Origin of the sequence: Ensifer sp., assembly GCF_035999185.1 — a bacterium.
Classification (GTDB): Bacteria; Pseudomonadota; Alphaproteobacteria; order Rhizobiales; family Rhizobiaceae; genus Ensifer.
Window position 1 is genome coordinate 25,148 of sequence record NZ_DASYHB010000143.1, and the last position, 18,899, is coordinate 44,046.

Here is an 18,899-nt window from a genome sequence, read left to right on the forward strand (position 1 = left end):
CGGGTTTCCCGCTCTATTCGTTGCCGGCACGAAGCCGTGTCGCGGCATTGCCGATGCCACCAAGATCAAATCGCGCCGAGTTGGAGCGCGGGGTCCAGAGATTGCGATCGATCGCTTCGAGCAGCCGATCAGCAAGCTCGGCAAAGGCGGCCGGGTTCTTGTCGCGCAGGAAGTCCGCCACCCGCTCGTCAACGACGAAGGCCTGGTAGGCGGCCTCGAAGTGGTGGTCGCGCACGGCACCCGTGGTCGCGGCAAAGGCGAACATGTAGTCGACGGTGGCGGCGATCTCGAAGGCGCCCTTGTAGCCGTGTCGCATGACGCCATCGATCCACTTGGGATTGACGACGCGCGCACGGACGACGCGGCCGATCTCTTCTTCCAGCGAGCGGATAACCGGCTTTTCCGGCCGGGAATGGTCGTTGTGGTAGATGGCCGGGCGATTGCCGCCAACGTGCTCGGCAGCAGCACTCATGCCGCCTTCGAACTGGTAGTAGTCGTCGCTGTCGAGCAGGTCGTGCTCGCGGTTATCCTGGTTCTGCACCACCGCCTCGATGGTGCGCAGCCGCTCTTCGAAGAGATCGCGCTCGGCCTTGCCCTCCTCGCCGGCGCCATAGGCATAGGCGCCCCAGGTGAGATAGGCCTCGGCGAGATCCGCCTTGCTCTCCCAACCCTTCTCGTCGATCAGCGCCTGCAGGCCGGCGCCATAAGCCCCGGGCTTGGCGCCGAAGACGCGATAGGACGCGCGGCGGGACGCCTCGGCCGCCTCGACGCCATCGGCCTCCAATCGCCGCGTCTCGGCGCGCATGCGCGCGGCGATCATGTTGTCGGCATCGTCTTCCTCGAGCGCGCCAACGGCACGGATCGCCTTGTCGAACAGCGCGATCTGGTCCGGAAAGGCATCGCGGAAGAAGCCGGAAATGCGCAGCGTCACGTCGACGCGCGGCCGGCCGAGCACGGCAAGCGGCACGATCTCGTAGCCCATCACCCGGCGCGAGACCATGTCCCAGGTGGGTTTGGCGCCGATCAGCGCCAGGGCCTGGGCGATATCGTCGCCGCCGGTACGCATGTTGGCCGTGCCCCAGGCGGTAAGCCCAAAGGAGGACGGCCACTCGCCGTGATCCTGCAGATAGCGGCGGATCAGGAGTTCGGCGGATTTCTTGCCGAGCTCGTAGGCAGCGGGTGTCGGCACGGCGCGGCTGTCGACGGAGTAGAAATTGCGCCCGGTCGGCAGCACGTCGGGGCGACCGCGCGTCGGCGCGCCGGAGGGCCCGGGCGCGACGAAGCGGCCGTCGAGGCCGGTGAGGAAGCCAGTCATCTCGGCGGCTCCGGAGCCGGAGATCGAGGGTTTTAGGCGGGTTTCGATTTCGTCGAGAACGGCGCGGGTGTGGGGCCAGTCATGCGGACAAGACTGCTCGCTCGCAACGAGCTTCGCTGCCAACAGTTCGATGCGCTCGACCGAGTCTCCGTTTGTGCGCCAAGGGGCGTCCGAGAGATCGGCGAGGATCGTTGGTTTCGGGCCGGTCCAGACGTCCGACATCATGCAATCGAGCGGATCGAAGGATTGTCCTTCGGGAGCGATCTCGCCTTCAGCGCCCCTCAACCCCGCATCCGCCGCGATCGCCCGCTGCAGGCTCTGGTCTCCGCCCTCGCCGAGGCCGCGCGGCACGCGGGCGAGTGCGACAGTGAGGTCCGTCAGCAGGCGCCCCTCGGGCGCCACGCCGAAGATGTGCAGGCCGTCGCGGATCTGCATTTCCTTGAGGTCGCAGAGATAGGCGTCGAGCTTTTCCAGCGCCTTGTCGTCGCTGTCCCCCTTGTTGATGCCGGCGTCGCTGTCGAGGCCGATGTCGCGCACGAGGTCGAGGATCTGACGGCTGAGCAGACGCAGGCGCCTCGGGTCGCCGCCGGCGGCGTCGTAATACTCGTCGACGAGCGCTTCGAGATCCTTGAGCGGCCCGTAGGATTCGGCGCGCGTGAGCGGCGGCGTCAGGTGGTCGATGATGACGGCGCTGGTGCGGCGCTTGGCCTGCGTGCCTTCGCCCGGATCGTTGACGATGAAGGGGTAGATATGCGGCACCGGCCCGAAGATCGCCTCGGGATAGCACGTCTCGGACAGGGCCAGCGCCTTGCCCGGCAGCCATTCGAGATTGCCGTGCTTACCCATATGCACGATCGCCTGCGCGCCGAATTGTTGGCGCAGGAAGGCATAGAAGGCGAGATAACCATGCGGCGGCACCAGGTCCGGCGAGTGATAACTTTCCTTCGGATCGATGTTGTAGCCGCGCGCCGGCTGGATACCGACGATGACATCGCCGAAGCGGGCGAGCGGCAGTGCGAAGGCACCGTCGAGGAAGAACGGATCGGCCTCCGGCGCACCCCAGCGACCACCGACTTCATCCTTTATCTGTTTCGGAAGCGAATCGAAGAAGGTCTTGTAATCGCTCAGCGAAATTGTCTCGCGGATTTCACGGTCACGACCTGCGGCATTGGTCGGCCCGGCCATCAGGTAACGCATCAGCGCGTCGCCGTCCTCCGGGACTTCGCCCACCGCATAACCTTCCGCCGTCATGGCGTTGAGCACCTCGACGGTACCGGCCGGGGTATCGAGACCGACACCGTTCCCGAGCCGCCCGTCACGGTTCGGATAGTTCGCCATGACGATGGCGATGCGGCGCTCAGACGGCTTCGCACGACGCAACTGCGCCCAGTTGACCGCAAGGTTCGCGGCAAAACGCACCCGGTCTTCGAGCGGTTCGTGGCCAACAATGTTAGCCTCGACTTTCGCGTCATAGATCGACGCCGCCTTGAACGAGACGGCGCGCGCGAGAATGCGGCCATCGACCTCCGGCAGGGCAACGTTCATGGCAAGATCCCGCGCCATCAACCCCTGCGGCGACGTCTCCCACTGCGCCCGCGAGGAGCCGGAGAAGATCACCTGCAGCACTGCCGCGCCGGTCGATTCCAGCACCGTCGGCTGCCGGTCGGCACCGGGAGACGAGACAGCAAAGCCGGTGGCGTTCATCACCACGTCGGGTGCCGCCTCCGAGAAGATTGCCTGCAGCGTGCCGACGGACACGGCATCCTTGAGGCTGGAGACGAAAACCGGGAGCGCGAGCACACCCTGCGCGGCCAATGCATCGATCAGCGCCTCCACCGGTCGCGTCTCACCGCTCTGCACGAGGGCGCGGTAGAAGCAGATGGCGACTGTCGGAGGTTCTGATCCCTCTCCCGCGACCAAGTGCGGCCGCGCCTGCTGAACGCACGCCCGCCACTCGTCGACCCCGATCACGCCCCGGCCCGGCCACCAGATGCCCGCCTTCAGGAGCGGTTTGGCCGGTTGCGGCTTCTCCGCGTCCGAGACCAGCGCCGCGGCATAATCGAGGAACAGCCCGGCGTTGTCGGCGCCACCTTCGGTGAAATAGGCCCAGAGCCGCTGGCGGTCGTCGGCTTCAACGGTCGAGAACGGCTCAAGCCCCGGATCGGGCTTGTCGTCGCCGGGCAGCACCGCGATCTGGAACCGGTGGGTGACAGCGGCTGCATGCAGGGCTTCGAGCAGATAGCGGAAATAGCTGGCGCCACCGAGCGGGCGAACCACGATCAGCTTCGCATGCCGCGCCGTGCGCTCGACGTAAGTATCGACCGACATCGGGTGCATCAGGTTCATGAGGCTGGCGATGCGCAGGCTGGCGCCACCTTCGCGCCGGCCATGGGCGGCGGCGATCGACGACAGCTCGGTGTCGGCGGCAGACAGAAACAGGATGTCGGCCGGCGTTTGCCCGAGATCGATCGCTTCGTTGCCGTCGGCGATCGTTCCCTTCTGGGCGAGAAGCAGATGCATGGTCTTGTCCGTCAAGGCAGTTCCGGATGGAAGAAGCGTGTTGCGCCTTCCATCCGGACTTGCGTTATTTCAAGGTATTAGACGAGCGCGGTGATGGCAGCGCGCACCGCCGCTTCGTCCATGTCATGCAAGCCGATGACCACGAGGCGCGTGCCGCGCTTTTCGCCGGTAGCCCAAGCGCGATCGTAATACTGGTCGACGCGCGCGCCGACAGCCTGGATCAGGAGGCGCATCGGCTTGCCGGGCACATCGGCAAAGCCCTTGAGACGCAGCACGTCGTGCTCTGATATCACGCCCTTCAGGCGATCGATGAAGGCAGCCGGGTCGGCGATCGCGCCGAGCTCGACGACAAAGCTGTCGAATTCGTCGTGGTCGTGCTCTTCGCCCGCCTCATGCTCCAGTTCGTGGTGCGACTTGCGGTTGGCGATATCGCTTTCCGTGCCGACGCCGAGGCCGAGCAGGATGGCGGCGGCCACCTCGCCGTTCTTCGCCTCGATCATGGCAGGCTTGCGGCTGGTGCGCGAGGCGACTTCGTCGCGCACGGCTTTCAGGCCCGAAGCGTCGATCAGGTCGGTCTTGTTGAGGACGATGAGGTCGGCAGCGGTGAGCTGGTCCTCGAACAGTTCCTCGATCGGGCTTTCATGGTCGAGGTTGTCGTCCTCCACGCGCAGTGCGTCGACCTTGTCGTGGTCGTCGGCAAAGCGGCCGGCGGCAACGGCGGCGCTGTCGACCACGGTGACGACGCCATCGACGGTGACTTCGCTGCGGATATCCGGCCAGTTGAAGGCGGCGATCAACGGCTGCGGCAGCGCCAGGCCGGACGTCTCGATGATGATATGATCAGGACGCTTCTCGCGCTCGAGCAGCTTCGTCATGGTCGGGATGAAATCGTCGGCAACCGTGCAGCAGATGCAGCCATTGGTGAGCTCGATGATATCGTCCTCGGTGCAGGCCTCCGCACCGCAGCCCTTCAGGACGTCGCCGTCGACGCCGAGATCGCCGAACTCGTTGATGATCAGCGCGATGCGCTTGCCATCGGCGTTCTGCAGGAGGTTGCGGATCATCGTCGTCTTGCCGGCGCCGAGGAAGCCGGTGATGACGGTCGCCGGGATCTTGCCGTGGCTGGTTCTTGCGGTGGTCATTATTCAACCCTTCATTTTCAGCGGCAAACCGGCCGCGATAAAGTAAACTTCAGCGGATTTCTCCGCAACGATCTGGTGAAGCCGGCCGGCATGGTCGCGGAATTCGCGCGCCATGCGGTTCTCCGGCACGATGCCGAGGCCGACCTCGTTGGAAACGAAAACGAGACGCGCCTGCGCTTGCGGAAGGTACGCGGCAAGCTTGGCGAACTCCGCCTCAATGTCGCGCTCCTCGAGCATGAGATTGGTGACCCACAGCGTCAGGCAGTCGACGAGCACGACATGATCCGCGTTGTCGATGCGCCCGAGGATGCCGACGAGATCGACGGGCTCCTCATGCGTTGTCCAGCCTTGACCGCGACGCGTCTTGTGATGGTCGATACGTTCACGCATTTCGTCGTCCCAGGCGCGGCCTGTGGCGACATAATGCATGGTGAGGCCGGACGCTTCGACGAGCCTTTCGGAAAAACTGGATTTGCCGGAACGGGCGCCACCAAGGACCAGGACGGGTCCGGCGCTGGAATTGCTCATCGCCGCCGCCTCACCGCGCCTGAATCAGCGGCAGACGGCAACAGCCGTTCGGCGCGCCCGCGGCGCGTTCGGGAAAACATCTGCGAGCCAAAACAACCTCCGTGATGGCGTTGGAGACAAAAATCTCCTCGGGCGGAATGCCCATGCCGGATGGCAGGTCTCCTGGCTCACGGCGTCACGGGCCCGGCATCGCCTCGCCCCAAGGGGCGAGGTTCCGATGTCAGGACCCGAGCGGCCCGCCTCACCTTCCCGGCGTTTTCAACATCGTGAAAGGCGGACGATTCGTAGAAGAAGAGGCGTCCAACCCGGCTGATCACGAAGCCACGCCAGTGGCTTTTCCGGTTCCGTCCAGGACTGCCGTGATTGCCCATGCAATCGGCCGGCGGGCCTGACCTTGAACCCGATGGCGAACCCTGACCGTTCTACAGTCGCGGGGTCGGCTGCGATAAGGATGCCCGGTTTGGGTCCATCCGTCACATTCCCAATTGTTCCCCCTGATCGCCACGACCAGAAGGAACCATCCAACACCCGATGATTAGGAAGCGGGCAGTCCAAAGTCAATCGACGCTTGCGACGCCTCCCCGGCCGAGTTGCGCCACGCGACGATTTGTCGGGGTGCTGCAGGCGGCGACATTGGAGGGAACCGATGTCGAAACACAACGCGCGGACAGCAATCTGTTGCCTGCAAATGTGTCAAAGTACCGACGGCGAATCTCGCCTGCAAAGGAGTTTCAGAGTGGATACCAACCTGCGCCGCGTCGTCCTTATCGTCGCCCTGTTGAATCTCGGCTATTTCGGGATCGAGCTCGTTGTGGCGCTTGCGATCGGCTCTGTGTCCCTGATGGCCGATAGTGTCGACTTCCTCGAAGATGCCTCGGTGAACATCCTGATCTTCTTTGCGCTCGCCTGGACGGCGCAGAGCCGTGCCCGAGCCGGCATGCTGATGGCGTTCATCCTGCTCGTCCCGGCGCTCGCCTTTCTGTGGACGGCCTGGTCGAAGTTCATGAACCCGATCCCGCCCGAGCCTTTTGCGCTTTCCATAACGGGCTTTGGCGCGCTTCTGATCAACCTCTTCTGCGCATACCTTCTCGTCGCCTATCGTCATACGAGCGGCAGCCTCACGCGGGCGGCGTTCCTGTCTGCCCGCAACGATGCCTTCGCCAATGTCGCGATTATCGCCGCGGGTCTGGCGACGGCCTATCTGTGGCAGTCGGCCTGGCCGGACTTGATCGTGGGTCTCGGGATCGCCCTGATGAACCTGGATGCTGCGCGGGAGGTCTGGGAGGCTGCACGCGAAGAGCACGACGTCGCGGCGTAATTCTGGTGCTGGCTCATATGCGGCGGGCCCGGAACTAGAGCCCCAGCAGCCCGTCCAGCCAGCGCCGGTCGAGCACCGCCTCCAACTCGCCTGCGACATCGTCCAGCGCCACATCGACCGACTGGCGGTAGTTGCTCGCCCCGCCCTCGATGCCGAAGCTCTTCAAAAGTGCGCCGCGATAGGCGTCGCTGGCAAACAGCCCGTGCAGATAGGTGCCCATCACCCGGCCGTCGGCAGACAATGCGCCGTCCGGTCGGTTGTCGATGCGCACCGAAGGCCGGCTGCAATCGCCGCCCTCGGTCCGGCCGAGATGAATCTCGTAGCCTTCGAGCGCCACGTCATGCTCCAGCGACCAGGCGCGGCTGTTGCGCACGGTCTTTTCCGGCGCCATCTCGGTCTCGACGTCGAGCAGCCCGAGGCCTTCTACCTCCCGTTCGCCGCCCTCGATGCCGAGCGGATCGCTCACCTTCCGGCCGAGCATCTGGTAACCGCCGCAAATGCCGATGACGCGGCCACCGCGGCGCGCATGGCGCTGAAGATCGCGGTCCCAACCCTGCGCCCTGAAATCGATGAGGTCGCCGATGGTCGACTTCGAGCCGGGAATGACGACGAGGCCGGCATCCTCGGGGATCGGACTGCCGGGCTTGACGAAGACGAGATCGACTTCGGGCTCGGCTGCGAGCGGGTCGAGGTCGTCGAAATTGGCAATGCGCGACAGCACGGGAACTGCGACCTTCAGCGCCCGCCCCTCGCCGCGTGTCAGCTTCTCCAGTACGACGGAGTCTTCGGCCGGCAGCCTTGCGGCCGCCTTCAGCCAGGGCACGACGCCGAAACAGGGCCAGCCGGTGAAGCGGTTAACTGCGGCAATACCGTCGTCAAACAGCGTGACATCGCCGCGGAACTTGTTGATGAGATAGCCGCTCACCATCGCCCGGTCTTCATCAGGCAGGATCGCGTGCGTACCGACCAGCGAGGCGATGACGCCGCCGCGGTCGATGTCGCCGACGAGCACGACGGGGACGCCGGCGCGCGTCGCAAAGCCCATGTTGGCGATGTCGCCGGCGCGCAAGTTGATTTCCGCCGGCGAACCCGCGCCCTCGACCACGACGAGATCGGCACCGGACGAGATCTGCTCGAAACTCTCCATCACGGCGCCAAGCAGTTTGGGCTTCAGCGCCTGGTACTCGCGCCCCTTGGCCTGTCCCGCCACCTTGCCCTGCACGACGATCTGGCTGCCGACGTCGGACTGCGGCTTCAAAAGCACCGGGTTCATATGCACCGACGACGGTACGCGGGCGGCCAGCGCCTGCAGCCATTGCGCCCGGCCGATCTCGCCGCCGTCGTCGGAAACGGCGGCGTTGTTCGACATGTTCTGCGGCTTGAACGGCCGGACCTTCAAGCCCCTGTTGGAAGCGAGCCGGCAGAGCCCCGCGACCAATACCGATTTTCCGACATCCGAGCCGGTTCCCTGCAACATGATCCTGCGTGTCATGGAGGCATCGGTAACACTGAAACGCTCAGCGGCAAAGGTCTGTTTCGACACGATTTCGCCGCAATCTGGCAAGGCCGCTCACGCATTGTTTCCAGCCTTTGCAAGGCTTGTCGAAATTGTCGCGGCGGCTAGCCAAAATGCGACATCGCATGGCGAGTTTGGTATTCAGTTTTTCGCAGTGCACACCTATATCAGCGGCATATCAACAAGCCCGGAGCAAAGACCTCCGGCCTCTCAAGGTTTACGTCCATGCTGTACATCTTCAGCAAGCCCAATTTCGTCCAGATCGCCTGGAACTCCAAGGTTCCGTCCAGCCAGTCGCGCGTGCGCAACCTCGTTGTCGACGTCCCGTTCGGCCCGCTCGGTTTCATCCGCACCTCGAACGTCGGCTGATCCGCGACAGGGGCAACATTCCCCCTTCCGAGTTCTCCTCCCAGAGCCTCCTCCCACCGCCCCAGCTGGGGCGGTTTTTTTGTGTAGTTTTTGTGTCCGGCCATGGTCCGGAAATGCGAAGGCCGCATCGACCTCTCAAGGAGGGATGCGGCCGCCAAATTACGCCTGGTCACTTCGGCAAAACACACCGAAGGTTCGCTACAAGTCCGGGACGCAAAAACCTGATCCGGACCGGCGGCAGTCCCCCGCCGCGAGAAGAACAATTAGCTGGACATCGTTACCGGATGGTTATTGAGGATTTAACCAAAGATGAATTCCGGTCTTTTTTGTAAATTTTTCGCGACATTCGCGACAAATCCGGTGACGCAATCACGATAGCAAACGTCACGATCTCGACAGGGTTGGGAGCGACATTGCGTCTAGCGCCATTTTTTGCGGCAAGAATTGTCGCTATTGCTTAAATTCAGCCTGCTCATGCACGAAAAACGCCCGGCGGAGATGTCGCAGACAGAATGCATGTCGCGCTGCAGCCTGCGAGCGTTCCGATTCAAGAGGTTGATTTCTCAACGAGAATACATAGGCTTGCGGGAGCGGTATAAGAGGAGGCTGGCCGGCGACAGGGTTCCGCCGCCAGGACCTGAAAGAACTCCCGCACCGTGCGCAGCAAGGGTGACCCTTGGCTCGTTCGACGCCGAACCCCTCGCTGCATGATTGCTCCGGGTGACGGAGGATGCTCGGCATCTTCCGTGGATACCCGTTTGAACATTGGCTGCAAAAAAGACTGGGAGGTCTTGCAACATGAAGAAACTCCTCGCTTCCACCATTCTCGCCGCGGGACTCTATGCCCTGGCAGGCTCAGCGCAGGCTGCCGAATGCGGCGAAGTCAGCATTGCCGAAATGAACTGGGCCTCCGCTGGCGTTGCCGCCCAGGTGGACAAGTTCATTCTCGAAAACGGCTACGGCTGCACCGTGACGCTGGTGACCGGCGACACCATGCCGACCTTCGCTTCGATGAACGAGAAGGCGCAACCCGACATGGCCCCGGAACTGTGGGTCAACGCCGTGCGCACGCCGCTCGACGCGGCGATCAAAGAGGGCCGGCTGATCGAAGCCGCGCCCCTGCTCAGCGAAGGCGGCGTCGAAGGATGGTGGATCCCGAAATTCATCGCCGACGCGCACCCGGATATCAAGACCGTGCAGGACGCGCTGAAGCATCCTGAACTCTTCCCGGCGCCGGAAGACTCGAGCAAGGCCGCGGTCCACAATTGCCCGTCCGGCTGGAACTGCCAGGTCTCGACCGCCAACCTCTACAAGGCGCTGAACGCCGAGAAGGACGGCTTCCTTCTGGTTGACACCGGCTCGGCTGCCGGCCTCGACGGCTCGATCGCCAACGCCTTTGAAAAGAAGACCGGCTGGCTTGGCTATTACTGGGCGCCGACGGCCATCCTCGGCAAGTACGAAATGACCCGCCTCTCCTTCGGCGTCGAGCACGACAAGGCCGACTGGGACGCCTGCACCGCCGTTCCGGACTGCCCGAACCCGAAGGTCAATTCCTATCCGGTGTCAGACGTCTACACGGTCGTCACAAAGTCGTTCTCTGAAAAAGCCAGCGTCGCCATGGACTACGTCAAGGTACGCAAGTGGGACAACGGCACGGTCAACAAGGTTCTCGCCTGGATGGACCAGAACCAGGGCACCAACGAGGATGCCGCCAAGCACTTCCTCGAGGAGTTCCCGGACATGTGGACGAAATGGGTGAGCCCGGAAGTGGCCGAAAAGGTCAAGGCGGCACTCTGATCGCAATCTGACGGCGGGCAGCGGCACAAGAGGTCGCCTGCCCGCCGTGGCACCGTTCGACCACCGGAACCATGGCGCCTGCCTCAGGGTTGATTTGCGCGCGCATCGTTCCAGTGGCGGCGAACCGTGGCCCTTCGCGTCGCAATCAGTAAAGCGGGCGCCACATTTCGCTGACACATTTTAGAAGCCGGGACCCAGAGAGGTCACCCAAGTGTGCGCAGGCATCGACGACAGTCGATACCCAGACGCAACCGGCGACCACAAGACTTCCGGCCAAGAAGGGGAAACAAATGGCATCCATCTGCAGTGTCTTGCCAGAGCTGCTCTGCAAGTTCCCTGCCATTGACGAGGGCATGATCCGCCTGGCGCGCAAGACCATTGACGACGGCTTCAAGGGCTTCGTCCGCTCTTACGGCGACGCCATCGACACCGTGGTCCAGCCCCTTCAGTGGTTTTTGAATTATCTTGAGAGCCTGTTCGTCAGCTCGCCATGGATCGTCATCCTGGCTCTGATGGTGGCGATCGTCTATTTCGGCAGCCGCAACATCGGCATCACCATCGGAACGGCGGTGTCGATGATCTTCATCGGCCTTGTCGGCCTGTGGAACGACACGATGATCACGCTCGCCATGGTCACCGTCTGTACGCTCATTTCGATCCTGATCGGCATTCCGATCGGCATCCTGATGGCGCGTTCCGAGCGCGTGCAGGCTGTGGTCAACCCGATCCTCGACGTCATGCAGACGATGCCGAGCTTCGTCTATCTGATCCCGGTCGTCATGATCTTCGGCATCGGCAAGGTGCCGGGCCTGATCGCGGTCGTGATCTACGCAGTGCCGCCGATGATCCGCCTCACCAACCTTGGTATCCGCCTCGTCGACAAGGAAGTGCTGGAAGCGGCAGACGCCTTCGGCTCGTCCACCTGGCAGAAGCTGAAGAACGTGCAGATGCCGCTGGCACTACCCACCATCATGGCCGGCATCAACCAGACGATCATGATGTCGCTGGCGATGGTTGTCGTCGCCTCGATGATCGGCGTCGGCGGCCTCGGCAAGAACGTGTTGCAGGCCATCGCCAACCAGTTCTTCACCGTCGGCTTCCTCAACGGTTTTGCCCTTGTCGGCATCGCCATCATTTTCGACCGTACCAGCCAGGCCTTCGGCAAGCGGCTGCAGAAGCACTCGGAGGTTATCCATGGCTAGTCACGCAATCGAGGTGAAAAACCTCTACAAGATCTTCGGCCCCCGCGGCGGCGACTTTGTCGACGCCGTCAAGAAAGGCATGGGCAAGGCCGAGCTCAACGAAGAGCACGGCCACGTGCTCGGCCTGCAGGACATCAACATCTCCATGCCCGCCGGTGGCGTCATGGTGGTCATGGGCCTTTCGGGTTCCGGCAAATCCACGCTTATCCGCCACATCAACCGGCTGATCGACCCGACGGCGGGCGAAGTGCTCTACGACGGCGTCGACGTCTGCAAGATGAACGACAACGATCTGAGGGAATTCCGCCGCCACAAGACGGCGATGGTGTTCCAGAAGTTCGCGCTTTTGCCGCACCGCACCGTGCTCGACAACACCGTCTATGGCCTGGAAATCCAGGGCATCGAACGCAAGGAAAGCGAAAAGCGCGCCCGCGGCTGGATCGAGCGCGTCGGGCTGAAGGGCTTCGAAAACCACTTCCCGAACCAGCTTTCGGGCGGCATGCAGCAGCGCGTGGGCCTTGCCCGGGCGCTCACCAACGATGCCGACATCCTGCTCATGGACGAAGCCTATTCGGCGCTCGACCCGCTGATCCGCGTCGACATGCAGACCGTGCTTCTCGACCTGCAGAAGGAACTGAAGAAGACGGTCGTGTTCATCACCCACGACCTCGACGAGGCGCTGCGCCTCGGCGACAAGATCGCCATTCTGCGCGATGGCCGCGTGGTGCAGCAGGGCACCGGCCAGGAGATCGTGCTGTCACCGGCCGACGACTACATCACCGCCTTCGTCAAGGAAGTGAACCGCGGTCGCGTCATCAATGTCGAGACGATCATGCGGCCGCTTTCCGGCAATGCCGAAGGCGTGCCGCTGGTGACCGGCACCGTGCTGGAATCGGCCGCCCGCACCATGACCGCCTCCCGCGTCGGCGTTGCCCATGTGGTCGATGAAAACGGCCGCCCGATCGGCGCCCTCGACCTCTCGGCCGTCATCTCGGCCATGGTGACACCGGTCAGCCACGAGGATCGCGCCGCAGCTTGAGGCCGGCCGGGGCAGCCGATCTGCCCTGACCCGCGCGCCTGGTGAGGGTTGCTCATCATTCGCGCGGTGAGGGTTCCCCCTCATCCACCTGCCGGCACCTTCTCCCTGCCTACGGGGAGAAGGGACTTGCGGCACGCCCGCGTTCCCTCACTCTGCCAGATCATTCTTGAGGTTGGACGGATTATTCAAAACGCCGCCCAAGAGCTGGCGGCTCACGATCGCACTCGTCCCCCCGCCCCGCTTGCGGGGAGAGGGTTAGGGTGAAAACGTTCACGCTGATGGACAAGGCGTCCGCAGAGGAACGTGCACCCGACTTGCGCGGACGTCACCTCGTCAGTTCGTCGTGGTCGTAGCCGTCGCCGCAGCTGCCGGCTCGGCAACGCTTGCAGCGCTTGCCTCGTCCTTCGGCGGCAGGAACTTGTCGAGCAGGCCGATCATCTCGTCGTCGCGCGCCTGCGCGGTCTTGCCGCCCATGACCACGGCGACGAGCCGCGTGCCGCCGCGCTTGGCCGAGGTCACGAGATTGTAGCCCGACGCGTCGGTGTAACCGGTCTTGATGCCGTCCACGCCCTCGTAGCGCTTCATCACGTTGTTGTGGCCGCGCAGCTTCATGCCACGAAACTCGATCGTCTTGTTGGCGAAAAGCTGGAACTCGTCGGGAAAGTCGCGCATCAGCGACAGGCCGAGCGTCGCCATGTCGCGCGCCGTCGTCACCTGCGCCGGGTCCGGCAGGCCATTGGCGTTCTTGAAGACCGTGCGGCTCATGCCGAGCGCCTTGGCCTTGGCCGTCATCATTTCGCCGAAAGCGGGCTCGTTGCCGGCAAGCGTCTCGCCGATGACGACGGCCGCATCGTTGGCCGAGAGCACGACCATGCCCATGACCGCTTCACGCACCGTGATCTGGCGACCGGCGCCGACGGCAAGCTTGAAGGGCTCAAGGCTGTTGGCGTGCTCGGAAACCGTCAGCTTCTGGTCCCACTTCAGCGTGCCGGTCTTCAGCGCCTCGAAGGCGAGATAGAGCGTCATCATCTTGGTCAGCGACGCCGGATAGTTCAGTTCGTCGGCCTTGTCGGCCTCCAGGATCGAGCCCGTTTCGGCGTTGACGACAAAATGGGCCTGCCCGGCTGCGGCAAAGGATGCGCTGCCAAGGAGCAGGCTTACGGAGACCGCGGCGGACGCGACCATACGGATAAGGGACTGCATATCGTGTTTTCTCGTTTCGACGTATCGATCGACCTCGGGACGAAAATCGTGATCGAATTATGGAAGACATGCTGCTGGATACGGCAACGGCCGCGTTTTCCACGGCCGAGACACCCCCGCCTTTTTAAGGGCACGATGCACGGGCGGCAAGGACCTGCGGCAATCGGCGCGCAATTATCAGAGCCTTGCAACATAAAGGACACGGGCGCGTCAACGGCAAGGTGCTCGCCCTGCGCCCTCCTGTTTCACCGAGACTTAACCTGAATGCGCGAAGGTGGCGTCGCATCCCTGCCCGGCCGGCATCCGCCGTGGGCTGGTTTCCATTCGCCGCCGCCCGGACCGCGGCATCCTTGCCTCTTCCGTTTGGCGCCGCCATGCATTCGAACCCAGCCACGGCAAACCTTTCGAGCACGCGACAGCCAGTCCCGGCTGCCGTCGATGCCGGCCTGGTGGAGCTTGTCCATGGCCTGGCGGCGCTGCTCTCCGGCCTCGGGCTGTTTCTCATCGTTTTCACGCTGATCCCGTTTCAGGGCGCTGTGACGACGGATCCGAATGCGGCTAATGACGGCAACATCATCAACCAGGTCGGCTATCTGGTGCTCGGGGTCGTCTACCTCTTTGCGATGTTCGTGGTGGTCGACCGGCGCATCCTGGCGCGCCTGGTCTCGCCGTCCTGGATCGCAATCTTTGCGATCGCCTATGTCTCCTGCCTGCAGTCCTACGACCCGGCCGCCTCCGCGCGCGGCCTGACGCTGAGCCTGATTGCGATGATCATGGTGGCGGGCGTGCTGGTGCTGCCGCGCAGCGAGAAGGATTTCGTCAATGCCGGCGCCAACGCGATCCTGCTTCTGATCCTGATCGACTATGCAGCCCTTGTCGTCGCGCCCGACCGCGCCATCCATTCGGCCTTCGGCGACGAGCCCTGGCATGCGGGCTTCTGGCGCGGGCACCTGCTGCACAAGAACGTCTCGGCGCCGGTCTTTTCGATCCTGTGCATGTTCGGCATCTATTGCCTGCGCGCCGGCGCGCCGCTGCGCGGCTGGGCGATCACGCTGCTCGCCGCCAACTTCGTACTCCACACCGGCTCGAAGACGACGATCGGCTTCCTGCCGATCGCGATCGGACTTGTCTTTGCCGGACGTGCGGTGCGCAGCCCCGGCCTGATGATCCTCGCGCATCTCGCCATGTCCGCGCTGATCTTCGGCCTGACGCTCGGCACCATCTATTCCGACACGTTTTATGCCATCACCAAGGCGCTGATCGACGACCCGACCTTTACCGGCCGCGACGACATCTGGAAGTTCGCCAGCGCCAGCATCGCGGAGCGGCCCTGGTTCGGCCAGGGCTATGCCAGCTTCTGGCTGTCACCTGTCATCATGGGGCTGGAAGCGAACTTCGAGGCAAGCTGGGACGTGCGCGGCATCGTCACCGGCCACAACAGCTACCTCGACGCGGTGCTGATGTTCGGGCTGCCGGGCGGCGTCCTCCTGACGGCCCTGCTCTTCGTCAAACCGCTCTTCGACTATGCGCGCGCCTATCGGCGTGCGGAGGCCCGGATTTTCGCAGACTTCTGCGTCATGGTGGTGATCTTCATGACCTATAACGCCATGCTTGAAAGCTTCTTTCTCAACCGGGCCGACCCGATGTGGCTGCTGACGGCGCTCGCCGTCTTTGGGCTTGGTCTTGCCGGCCGCATGAGCATGCGCGCGCGACAATAGTTGCGCTCCCAGCGCGAATGGCTTGCAAAGACATAAAGATATCTTTATATGTCTCTACATTCCATTCTAGCCGGGAAAAACCGATGACCGCAGCCACCAATGCCCTGTCCGCCCTGCTTGCCGAAAAAGGCGTTCTCCTTGCCGATGGTGCGACGGGCACCTCGCTGTTTGCGATGGGACTGGAAGCCGGCGAAGCGCCCGAGCTCTGGAACGAGACCAAGCCGGAAAACATCACCAAGCTGCACCAGGATTTCGTCGACGCCGGTGCCGACATCATCCTCACCAATTCCTTCGGCGGCACCCGCCATCGCCTGAAGCTGCACCAGGCAGACGATCGCGTGCACGCGCTGAACAAGCGTGCCGCCGAAATTGCCCGCGCCGTTGCCGACCAGGCACCGCGCAAGGTCATCACCGCCGGCTCCGTCGGCCCGACCGGCGAACTCTTGATCCCGCTTGGCGCGCTCTCCTATGAAGACGCGGTTTCGGCCTTTGTCGAGCAGATCGAGGGCCTGAAGGCCGGTGGCGCCGAAGTTGCCTGGATCGAGACCATGTCCGCACCGGACGAGATCCGCGCCGCTGCCGAAGCGGCCGCCAAGGTCGGCCTGCCCTATGTCTACACCGGTTCCTTCGACACCGCCGGCAAGACGATGATGGGCCTGCACCCGAAGGACATCCACGGCGTTGCAGGCGAGCTTGGCAACGGCCCGGTCGCCGTCGGCGCCAATTGCGGCGTCGGTGCTTCCGACATCCTCTCCTCGCTGCTCGACATGACCGAGGCGGCACCCGAGGCAACCGTTATCGTCAAGGGCAATTGCGGCATTCCGGAATTTCGCGGTTCCGAAATCCACTATTCCGGCACGCCGCCTTTGATGGCGGAGTATGTGCGGCTTGCGGCCGACGCCGGCGCCCGGATCATCGGCGGCTGCTGCGGCACCACCTGCGACCACCTGGCCGCCATGCGCGTAGCGCTCGACGAGCACGTCCGTCGTGAACGCCCGACGCTCGACGTCATCGTCGAAAAGATCGGCCCGTTGCGCAACAAGACCGCCAACGAGACCCCGGCCGCACCAAGCCGCGAGCGCCGCAGCCGCCGCGCCTGATCGAACGCACACCCCACACGAAAACGCCCCGGCATCCGATGATCCGGGGCGTTTGTTTTTTCGGGAGATTGTTGACGGCTGCAGGCTATCCGCGTGCCTTCAGAGCCCGGCGCTCTCGAAGGCCAGAGGGTTCTGTGGCCGTTGCGACAGCTTCTCGCCTTTGGCCGCATCGATGAAGGAACGGTAGAAGTCGAACGCGCGCCCCATCTGGCGCGAACCCTCGGCCGAAAAGTGACCGGCATCCTCAAAGAGCGCCACGCCATTGTCCTCGACCTTGCAGCTGTCGGTGTCGCAAAGATAATCCATGAAACTGACGACCGGGTATTCGTCGGCGATATCGGAGACCACCTTCAGGATGTCGCGATCATGGATCTTCACGTCCCTCAGCACCGGCTTGCAGCGCGCGGTCGACTGACCAAGCAGCGTGGCGCGCGCCACGCAAAGACCGGTGTCGCGACCGTCATGCGGTGTCGGCGCCACGAAGACGGCTTCGAAGCCGTTTGCCTTGAGCCAGGCGAGCGTTTCTCGCAATCCGTCACTCAGAAGGCGGGTTTCCGAAGAGACCTCTTCTCGCCCGCCGACGAGCACCGTCTCCTCCTTCAGATATTGGCTGAGCTGCGACGACAGGATGACGTAGCGGATCGAACGGTTGGCGAGCAGGAACTGACGCACGTCGCTGTTATAGCGGGCGCAGTCCTGCGGCCAGTTACGGCCGAGCCTGGGAACGACGGGGGCGAGGCTCAAGAACGGCCCGCAATTGTTCTTGGCGAGTTGCACCAGGCGCACATCGGGCTTGGAGGCGATGACGCCATCGACGAGGTGGCGGGCAAAGGAATCGCCCCAGACAGCGACTTCCGGCGTCGGGCTCGTGGCGCAGCGCAGATCGGCAACCGCATCGCAGGTCTTGCCAAGGCCGACACTTGGCCGGGTGAGTTCGGCAAGGTCGCGGTTCCGCGACACCAGCCCATCCGACCCGTCGAAGCCGAAACCGAGGGCGATCATGACTGCGCCTGCGGCAAACGCGGAACCGAAGACCGCACGCCGCCCGAAGCGTTCGCGCTTGCGGAAAGGCTGCTCGACAAAGCGCCAGCTGAGATAGGCAAGCGCGAAGCAGAGCGCCAGCAACAACGCATAGCCCGGGGCCGGGATCTCCTCGAACGCTCTCAGCCGCGCGAAGGCAAAAACCGGCTGATGCCAGAGATAGAGGCTGTAGCTGATAAGACCGATCGCCACCAAAGGCTTCAGCGACAGGAGCCTGCCGACGACGGTATCGTGGCGGGCAAAGGCAAGCACGAACGCCGTGCCGAACACCACGGGCACCGTCGTCCAGCCGGGATAGAAAGCGGATTCCGGAACGAAGAGATAGGTCGCGATGATAGCGGCCAGACCAAGCACCGAAAGCAGTTCGCGGCGACCTTTCGACAGGTCGAGCCCGTCAGCGCCCACAAGTGCAAGACCGGCACCGATGCCGAGTTCCCAGAAGCGGCTGGGCAGCAAGTAGAAATTTGCCGCCGGGTCGACCCACGCCAAAAGCTGCGTCATGGCGAAACTCAGGGCCACGAGAGCCAGGACGATCTTCAGGGCCGTCGCCGCCGACACACGCCGCAAGCCAAGCAGGAGCAACGGAAAGACGAAATAGAACTGCTCCTCGACTGCCAGCGACCAGGTGTGCAGCAGCGGCATCAGATCGGTGCTCGGCTCGAAGTACCCCGTCTGATCCCAGAACAAGAAATTCGAGGCAAAGATGTTCACCGCATAAAGACTCTTGCCGAAATTGTTGAGCTCCCCGGGCAGCATCCAAAGAAGCGCGAAGGGAATGCAGACCGCGCAGACCAGCAGAAGCGCAGGCGCCAGACGGCGGGCGCGGCGCTCGTAAAAGGCGACGATGCTGAAGCTTCCGTCACGAATCTCGCGGTGGATGATCGCCGTGATCAGATAGCCGCTGATGACGAAAAAGACGTCGACGCCGGCAAAGCCGCCGGCGAGGAAGCCAAATCCGGCATGGAACAAAAGCACGGGCACCACGGCAAGCGCGCGCAGGCCATCGATCTCGGGTCTGTATTGCATCAGCGGGGAAACACTCGAAGGGCGGGCCTGTCCGTTAACACGCGCCCGCCTTTGCGGCCACGCCC

General features: G+C 63.5%; 13 protein-coding genes and 1 riboswitch. Of the genes, 7 read left to right on the forward strand and 6 right to left on the reverse strand.

Annotation, left to right across the window (positions count from 1 at the left end):
* Positions 1-13: 13 nt before the first annotated feature.
* The 3 genes from cobN to cobU all read right to left on the reverse strand — a co-directional run bounded on the left by cobN (position 14) and on the right by cobU (position 5,505).
* A complete protein-coding gene (gene cobN / locus VGO04_RS18850) occupies positions 14-3,835 on the reverse strand; it encodes a cobaltochelatase subunit CobN (RefSeq protein ID WP_327497529.1) in 3,822 nt (1,273 codons plus the stop codon).
* 77 nt (positions 3,836-3,912) lie between these two features.
* Positions 3,913-4,977: a cobalamin biosynthesis protein CobW gene (cobW, locus tag VGO04_RS18855; protein WP_327497500.1), complete on the reverse strand. Its 1,065-nt coding sequence runs from the start codon at positions 4,975-4,977 to the stop codon at positions 3,913-3,915.
* Positions 4,978-4,980: 3 nt separating this feature from the next.
* Complete coding sequence (gene cobU / locus VGO04_RS18860) at positions 4,981-5,505, reverse strand: bifunctional adenosylcobinamide kinase/adenosylcobinamide-phosphate guanylyltransferase (protein WP_327497501.1); 525 nt, start codon at positions 5,503-5,505, stop codon at positions 4,981-4,983.
* 135 nt (positions 5,506-5,640) lie between these two features.
* Positions 5,641-6,042: riboswitch (cobalamin riboswitch) on the reverse strand.
* Positions 6,043-6,193: 151 nt separating this feature from the next.
* On the opposite strand from cobU, the gene VGO04_RS18865 reads away from it, so the two are divergent.
* Positions 6,194-6,823, forward strand: a complete 630-nt coding sequence (locus tag VGO04_RS18865; RefSeq protein ID WP_327497530.1) for a cation diffusion facilitator family transporter — start codon at positions 6,194-6,196, stop codon at positions 6,821-6,823.
* A gap of 34 nt (positions 6,824-6,857) precedes the next feature.
* On the opposite strand, the gene VGO04_RS18870 is transcribed toward VGO04_RS18865, so the two are convergent.
* A complete protein-coding gene (locus tag VGO04_RS18870; protein WP_327497502.1) occupies positions 6,858-8,315 on the reverse strand; it encodes a cobyric acid synthase in 1,458 nt (485 codons plus the stop codon).
* Between the two features lie 249 nt (positions 8,316-8,564).
* Between VGO04_RS18870 and VGO04_RS18875 the strand changes: the two genes are divergently transcribed.
* The 4 genes from VGO04_RS18875 (at position 8,565) to VGO04_RS18890 (ending at position 12,746) form a co-directional block, all read left to right on the forward strand.
* Positions 8,565-8,708 carry a hypothetical protein gene (locus VGO04_RS18875; RefSeq protein WP_327497503.1) on the forward strand — a complete coding sequence of 48 codons (144 nt, stop codon included), beginning with the start codon at positions 8,565-8,567 and terminating at the stop codon, positions 8,706-8,708.
* A 798-nt stretch (positions 8,709-9,506) separates the two neighbouring features.
* Complete coding sequence (locus VGO04_RS18880) at positions 9,507-10,505, forward strand: ABC transporter substrate-binding protein (RefSeq protein WP_327497504.1); 999 nt, start codon at positions 9,507-9,509, stop codon at positions 10,503-10,505.
* A 290-nt stretch (positions 10,506-10,795) separates the two neighbouring features.
* Entirely contained in the window at positions 10,796-11,707 is a 912-nt protein-coding gene (locus tag VGO04_RS18885; protein ID WP_327497505.1) for a proline/glycine betaine ABC transporter permease, read from the forward strand.
* Positions 11,700-12,746, forward strand: coding sequence for a glycine betaine/L-proline ABC transporter ATP-binding protein (locus VGO04_RS18890; RefSeq protein WP_327497506.1), 1,047 nt, complete (start codon positions 11,700-11,702; stop codon positions 12,744-12,746). The genes VGO04_RS18885 and VGO04_RS18890 overlap by 8 nt, the downstream gene beginning before the upstream one ends.
* Positions 12,747-13,079: 333 nt before the next feature.
* On the opposite strand, the gene VGO04_RS18895 is transcribed toward VGO04_RS18890, so the two are convergent.
* Positions 13,080-13,949, reverse strand: coding sequence for a D-alanyl-D-alanine carboxypeptidase family protein (locus VGO04_RS18895; RefSeq protein ID WP_327497507.1), 870 nt, complete (start codon positions 13,947-13,949; stop codon positions 13,080-13,082).
* Between the two features lie 374 nt (positions 13,950-14,323).
* Here VGO04_RS18895 and VGO04_RS18900 point away from each other — a divergent pair, with 374 nt between their 5' ends.
* Together VGO04_RS18900 and bmt are read left to right on the forward strand one after the other, a co-directional pair.
* On the forward strand, positions 14,324-15,667 hold the full coding sequence (locus tag VGO04_RS18900) for an O-antigen ligase (RefSeq protein WP_327497508.1): 1,344 nt from the start codon (positions 14,324-14,326) through the stop codon (positions 15,665-15,667).
* Between the two features lie 83 nt (positions 15,668-15,750).
* Positions 15,751-16,767, forward strand: coding sequence for a betaine--homocysteine S-methyltransferase (gene bmt, locus VGO04_RS18905; RefSeq protein WP_327497509.1), 1,017 nt, complete (start codon positions 15,751-15,753; stop codon positions 16,765-16,767).
* Positions 16,768-16,866: 99 nt separating this feature from the next.
* On the opposite strand, the gene VGO04_RS18910 is transcribed toward bmt, so the two are convergent.
* Positions 16,867-18,834, reverse strand: coding sequence for an acyltransferase family protein (locus VGO04_RS18910; RefSeq protein WP_327497510.1), 1,968 nt, complete (start codon positions 18,832-18,834; stop codon positions 16,867-16,869).
* Between the last annotated feature and the right edge of the window lie 65 nt (positions 18,835-18,899).

What these genes read in the sequence shown, in the direction of transcription:
- VGO04_RS18865 (WP_327497530.1), top strand. Translation starts at nt 6,194, where the DNA reads ATGTGTCAAAGTACCGACGGCGAATCTCGCCTGCAAAGGAGTTTCAGA.
- VGO04_RS18870 (WP_327497502.1), bottom strand. Translation starts at nt 8,315, where the DNA reads ATGACACGCAGGATCATGTTGCAGGGAACCGGCTCGGATGTCGGAAAA.
- VGO04_RS18900 (WP_327497508.1), top strand. Translation starts at nt 14,324, where the DNA reads ATGCATTCGAACCCAGCCACGGCAAACCTTTCGAGCACGCGACAGCCA.
- cobW (WP_327497500.1), bottom strand. Translation starts at nt 4,977, where the DNA reads ATGACCACCGCAAGAACCAGCCACGGCAAGATCCCGGCGACCGTCATC.
- cobN (WP_327497529.1), bottom strand. Translation starts at nt 3,835, where the DNA reads ATGCATCTGCTTCTCGCCCAGAAGGGAACGATCGCCGACGGCAACGAA.
- bmt (WP_327497509.1), top strand. Translation starts at nt 15,751, where the DNA reads ATGACCGCAGCCACCAATGCCCTGTCCGCCCTGCTTGCCGAAAAAGGC.
- VGO04_RS18880 (WP_327497504.1), top strand. Translation starts at nt 9,507, where the DNA reads ATGAAGAAACTCCTCGCTTCCACCATTCTCGCCGCGGGACTCTATGCC.
- VGO04_RS18875 (WP_327497503.1), top strand. Translation starts at nt 8,565, where the DNA reads ATGCTGTACATCTTCAGCAAGCCCAATTTCGTCCAGATCGCCTGGAAC.
- VGO04_RS18890 (WP_327497506.1), top strand. Translation starts at nt 11,700, where the DNA reads ATGGCTAGTCACGCAATCGAGGTGAAAAACCTCTACAAGATCTTCGGC.
- VGO04_RS18895 (WP_327497507.1), bottom strand. Translation starts at nt 13,949, where the DNA reads ATGCAGTCCCTTATCCGTATGGTCGCGTCCGCCGCGGTCTCCGTAAGC.
- VGO04_RS18885 (WP_327497505.1), top strand. Translation starts at nt 10,796, where the DNA reads ATGGCATCCATCTGCAGTGTCTTGCCAGAGCTGCTCTGCAAGTTCCCT.
- VGO04_RS18910 (WP_327497510.1), bottom strand. Translation starts at nt 18,834, where the DNA reads ATGCAATACAGACCCGAGATCGATGGCCTGCGCGCGCTTGCCGTGGTG.
- cobU (WP_327497501.1), bottom strand. Translation starts at nt 5,505, where the DNA reads ATGAGCAATTCCAGCGCCGGACCCGTCCTGGTCCTTGGTGGCGCCCGT.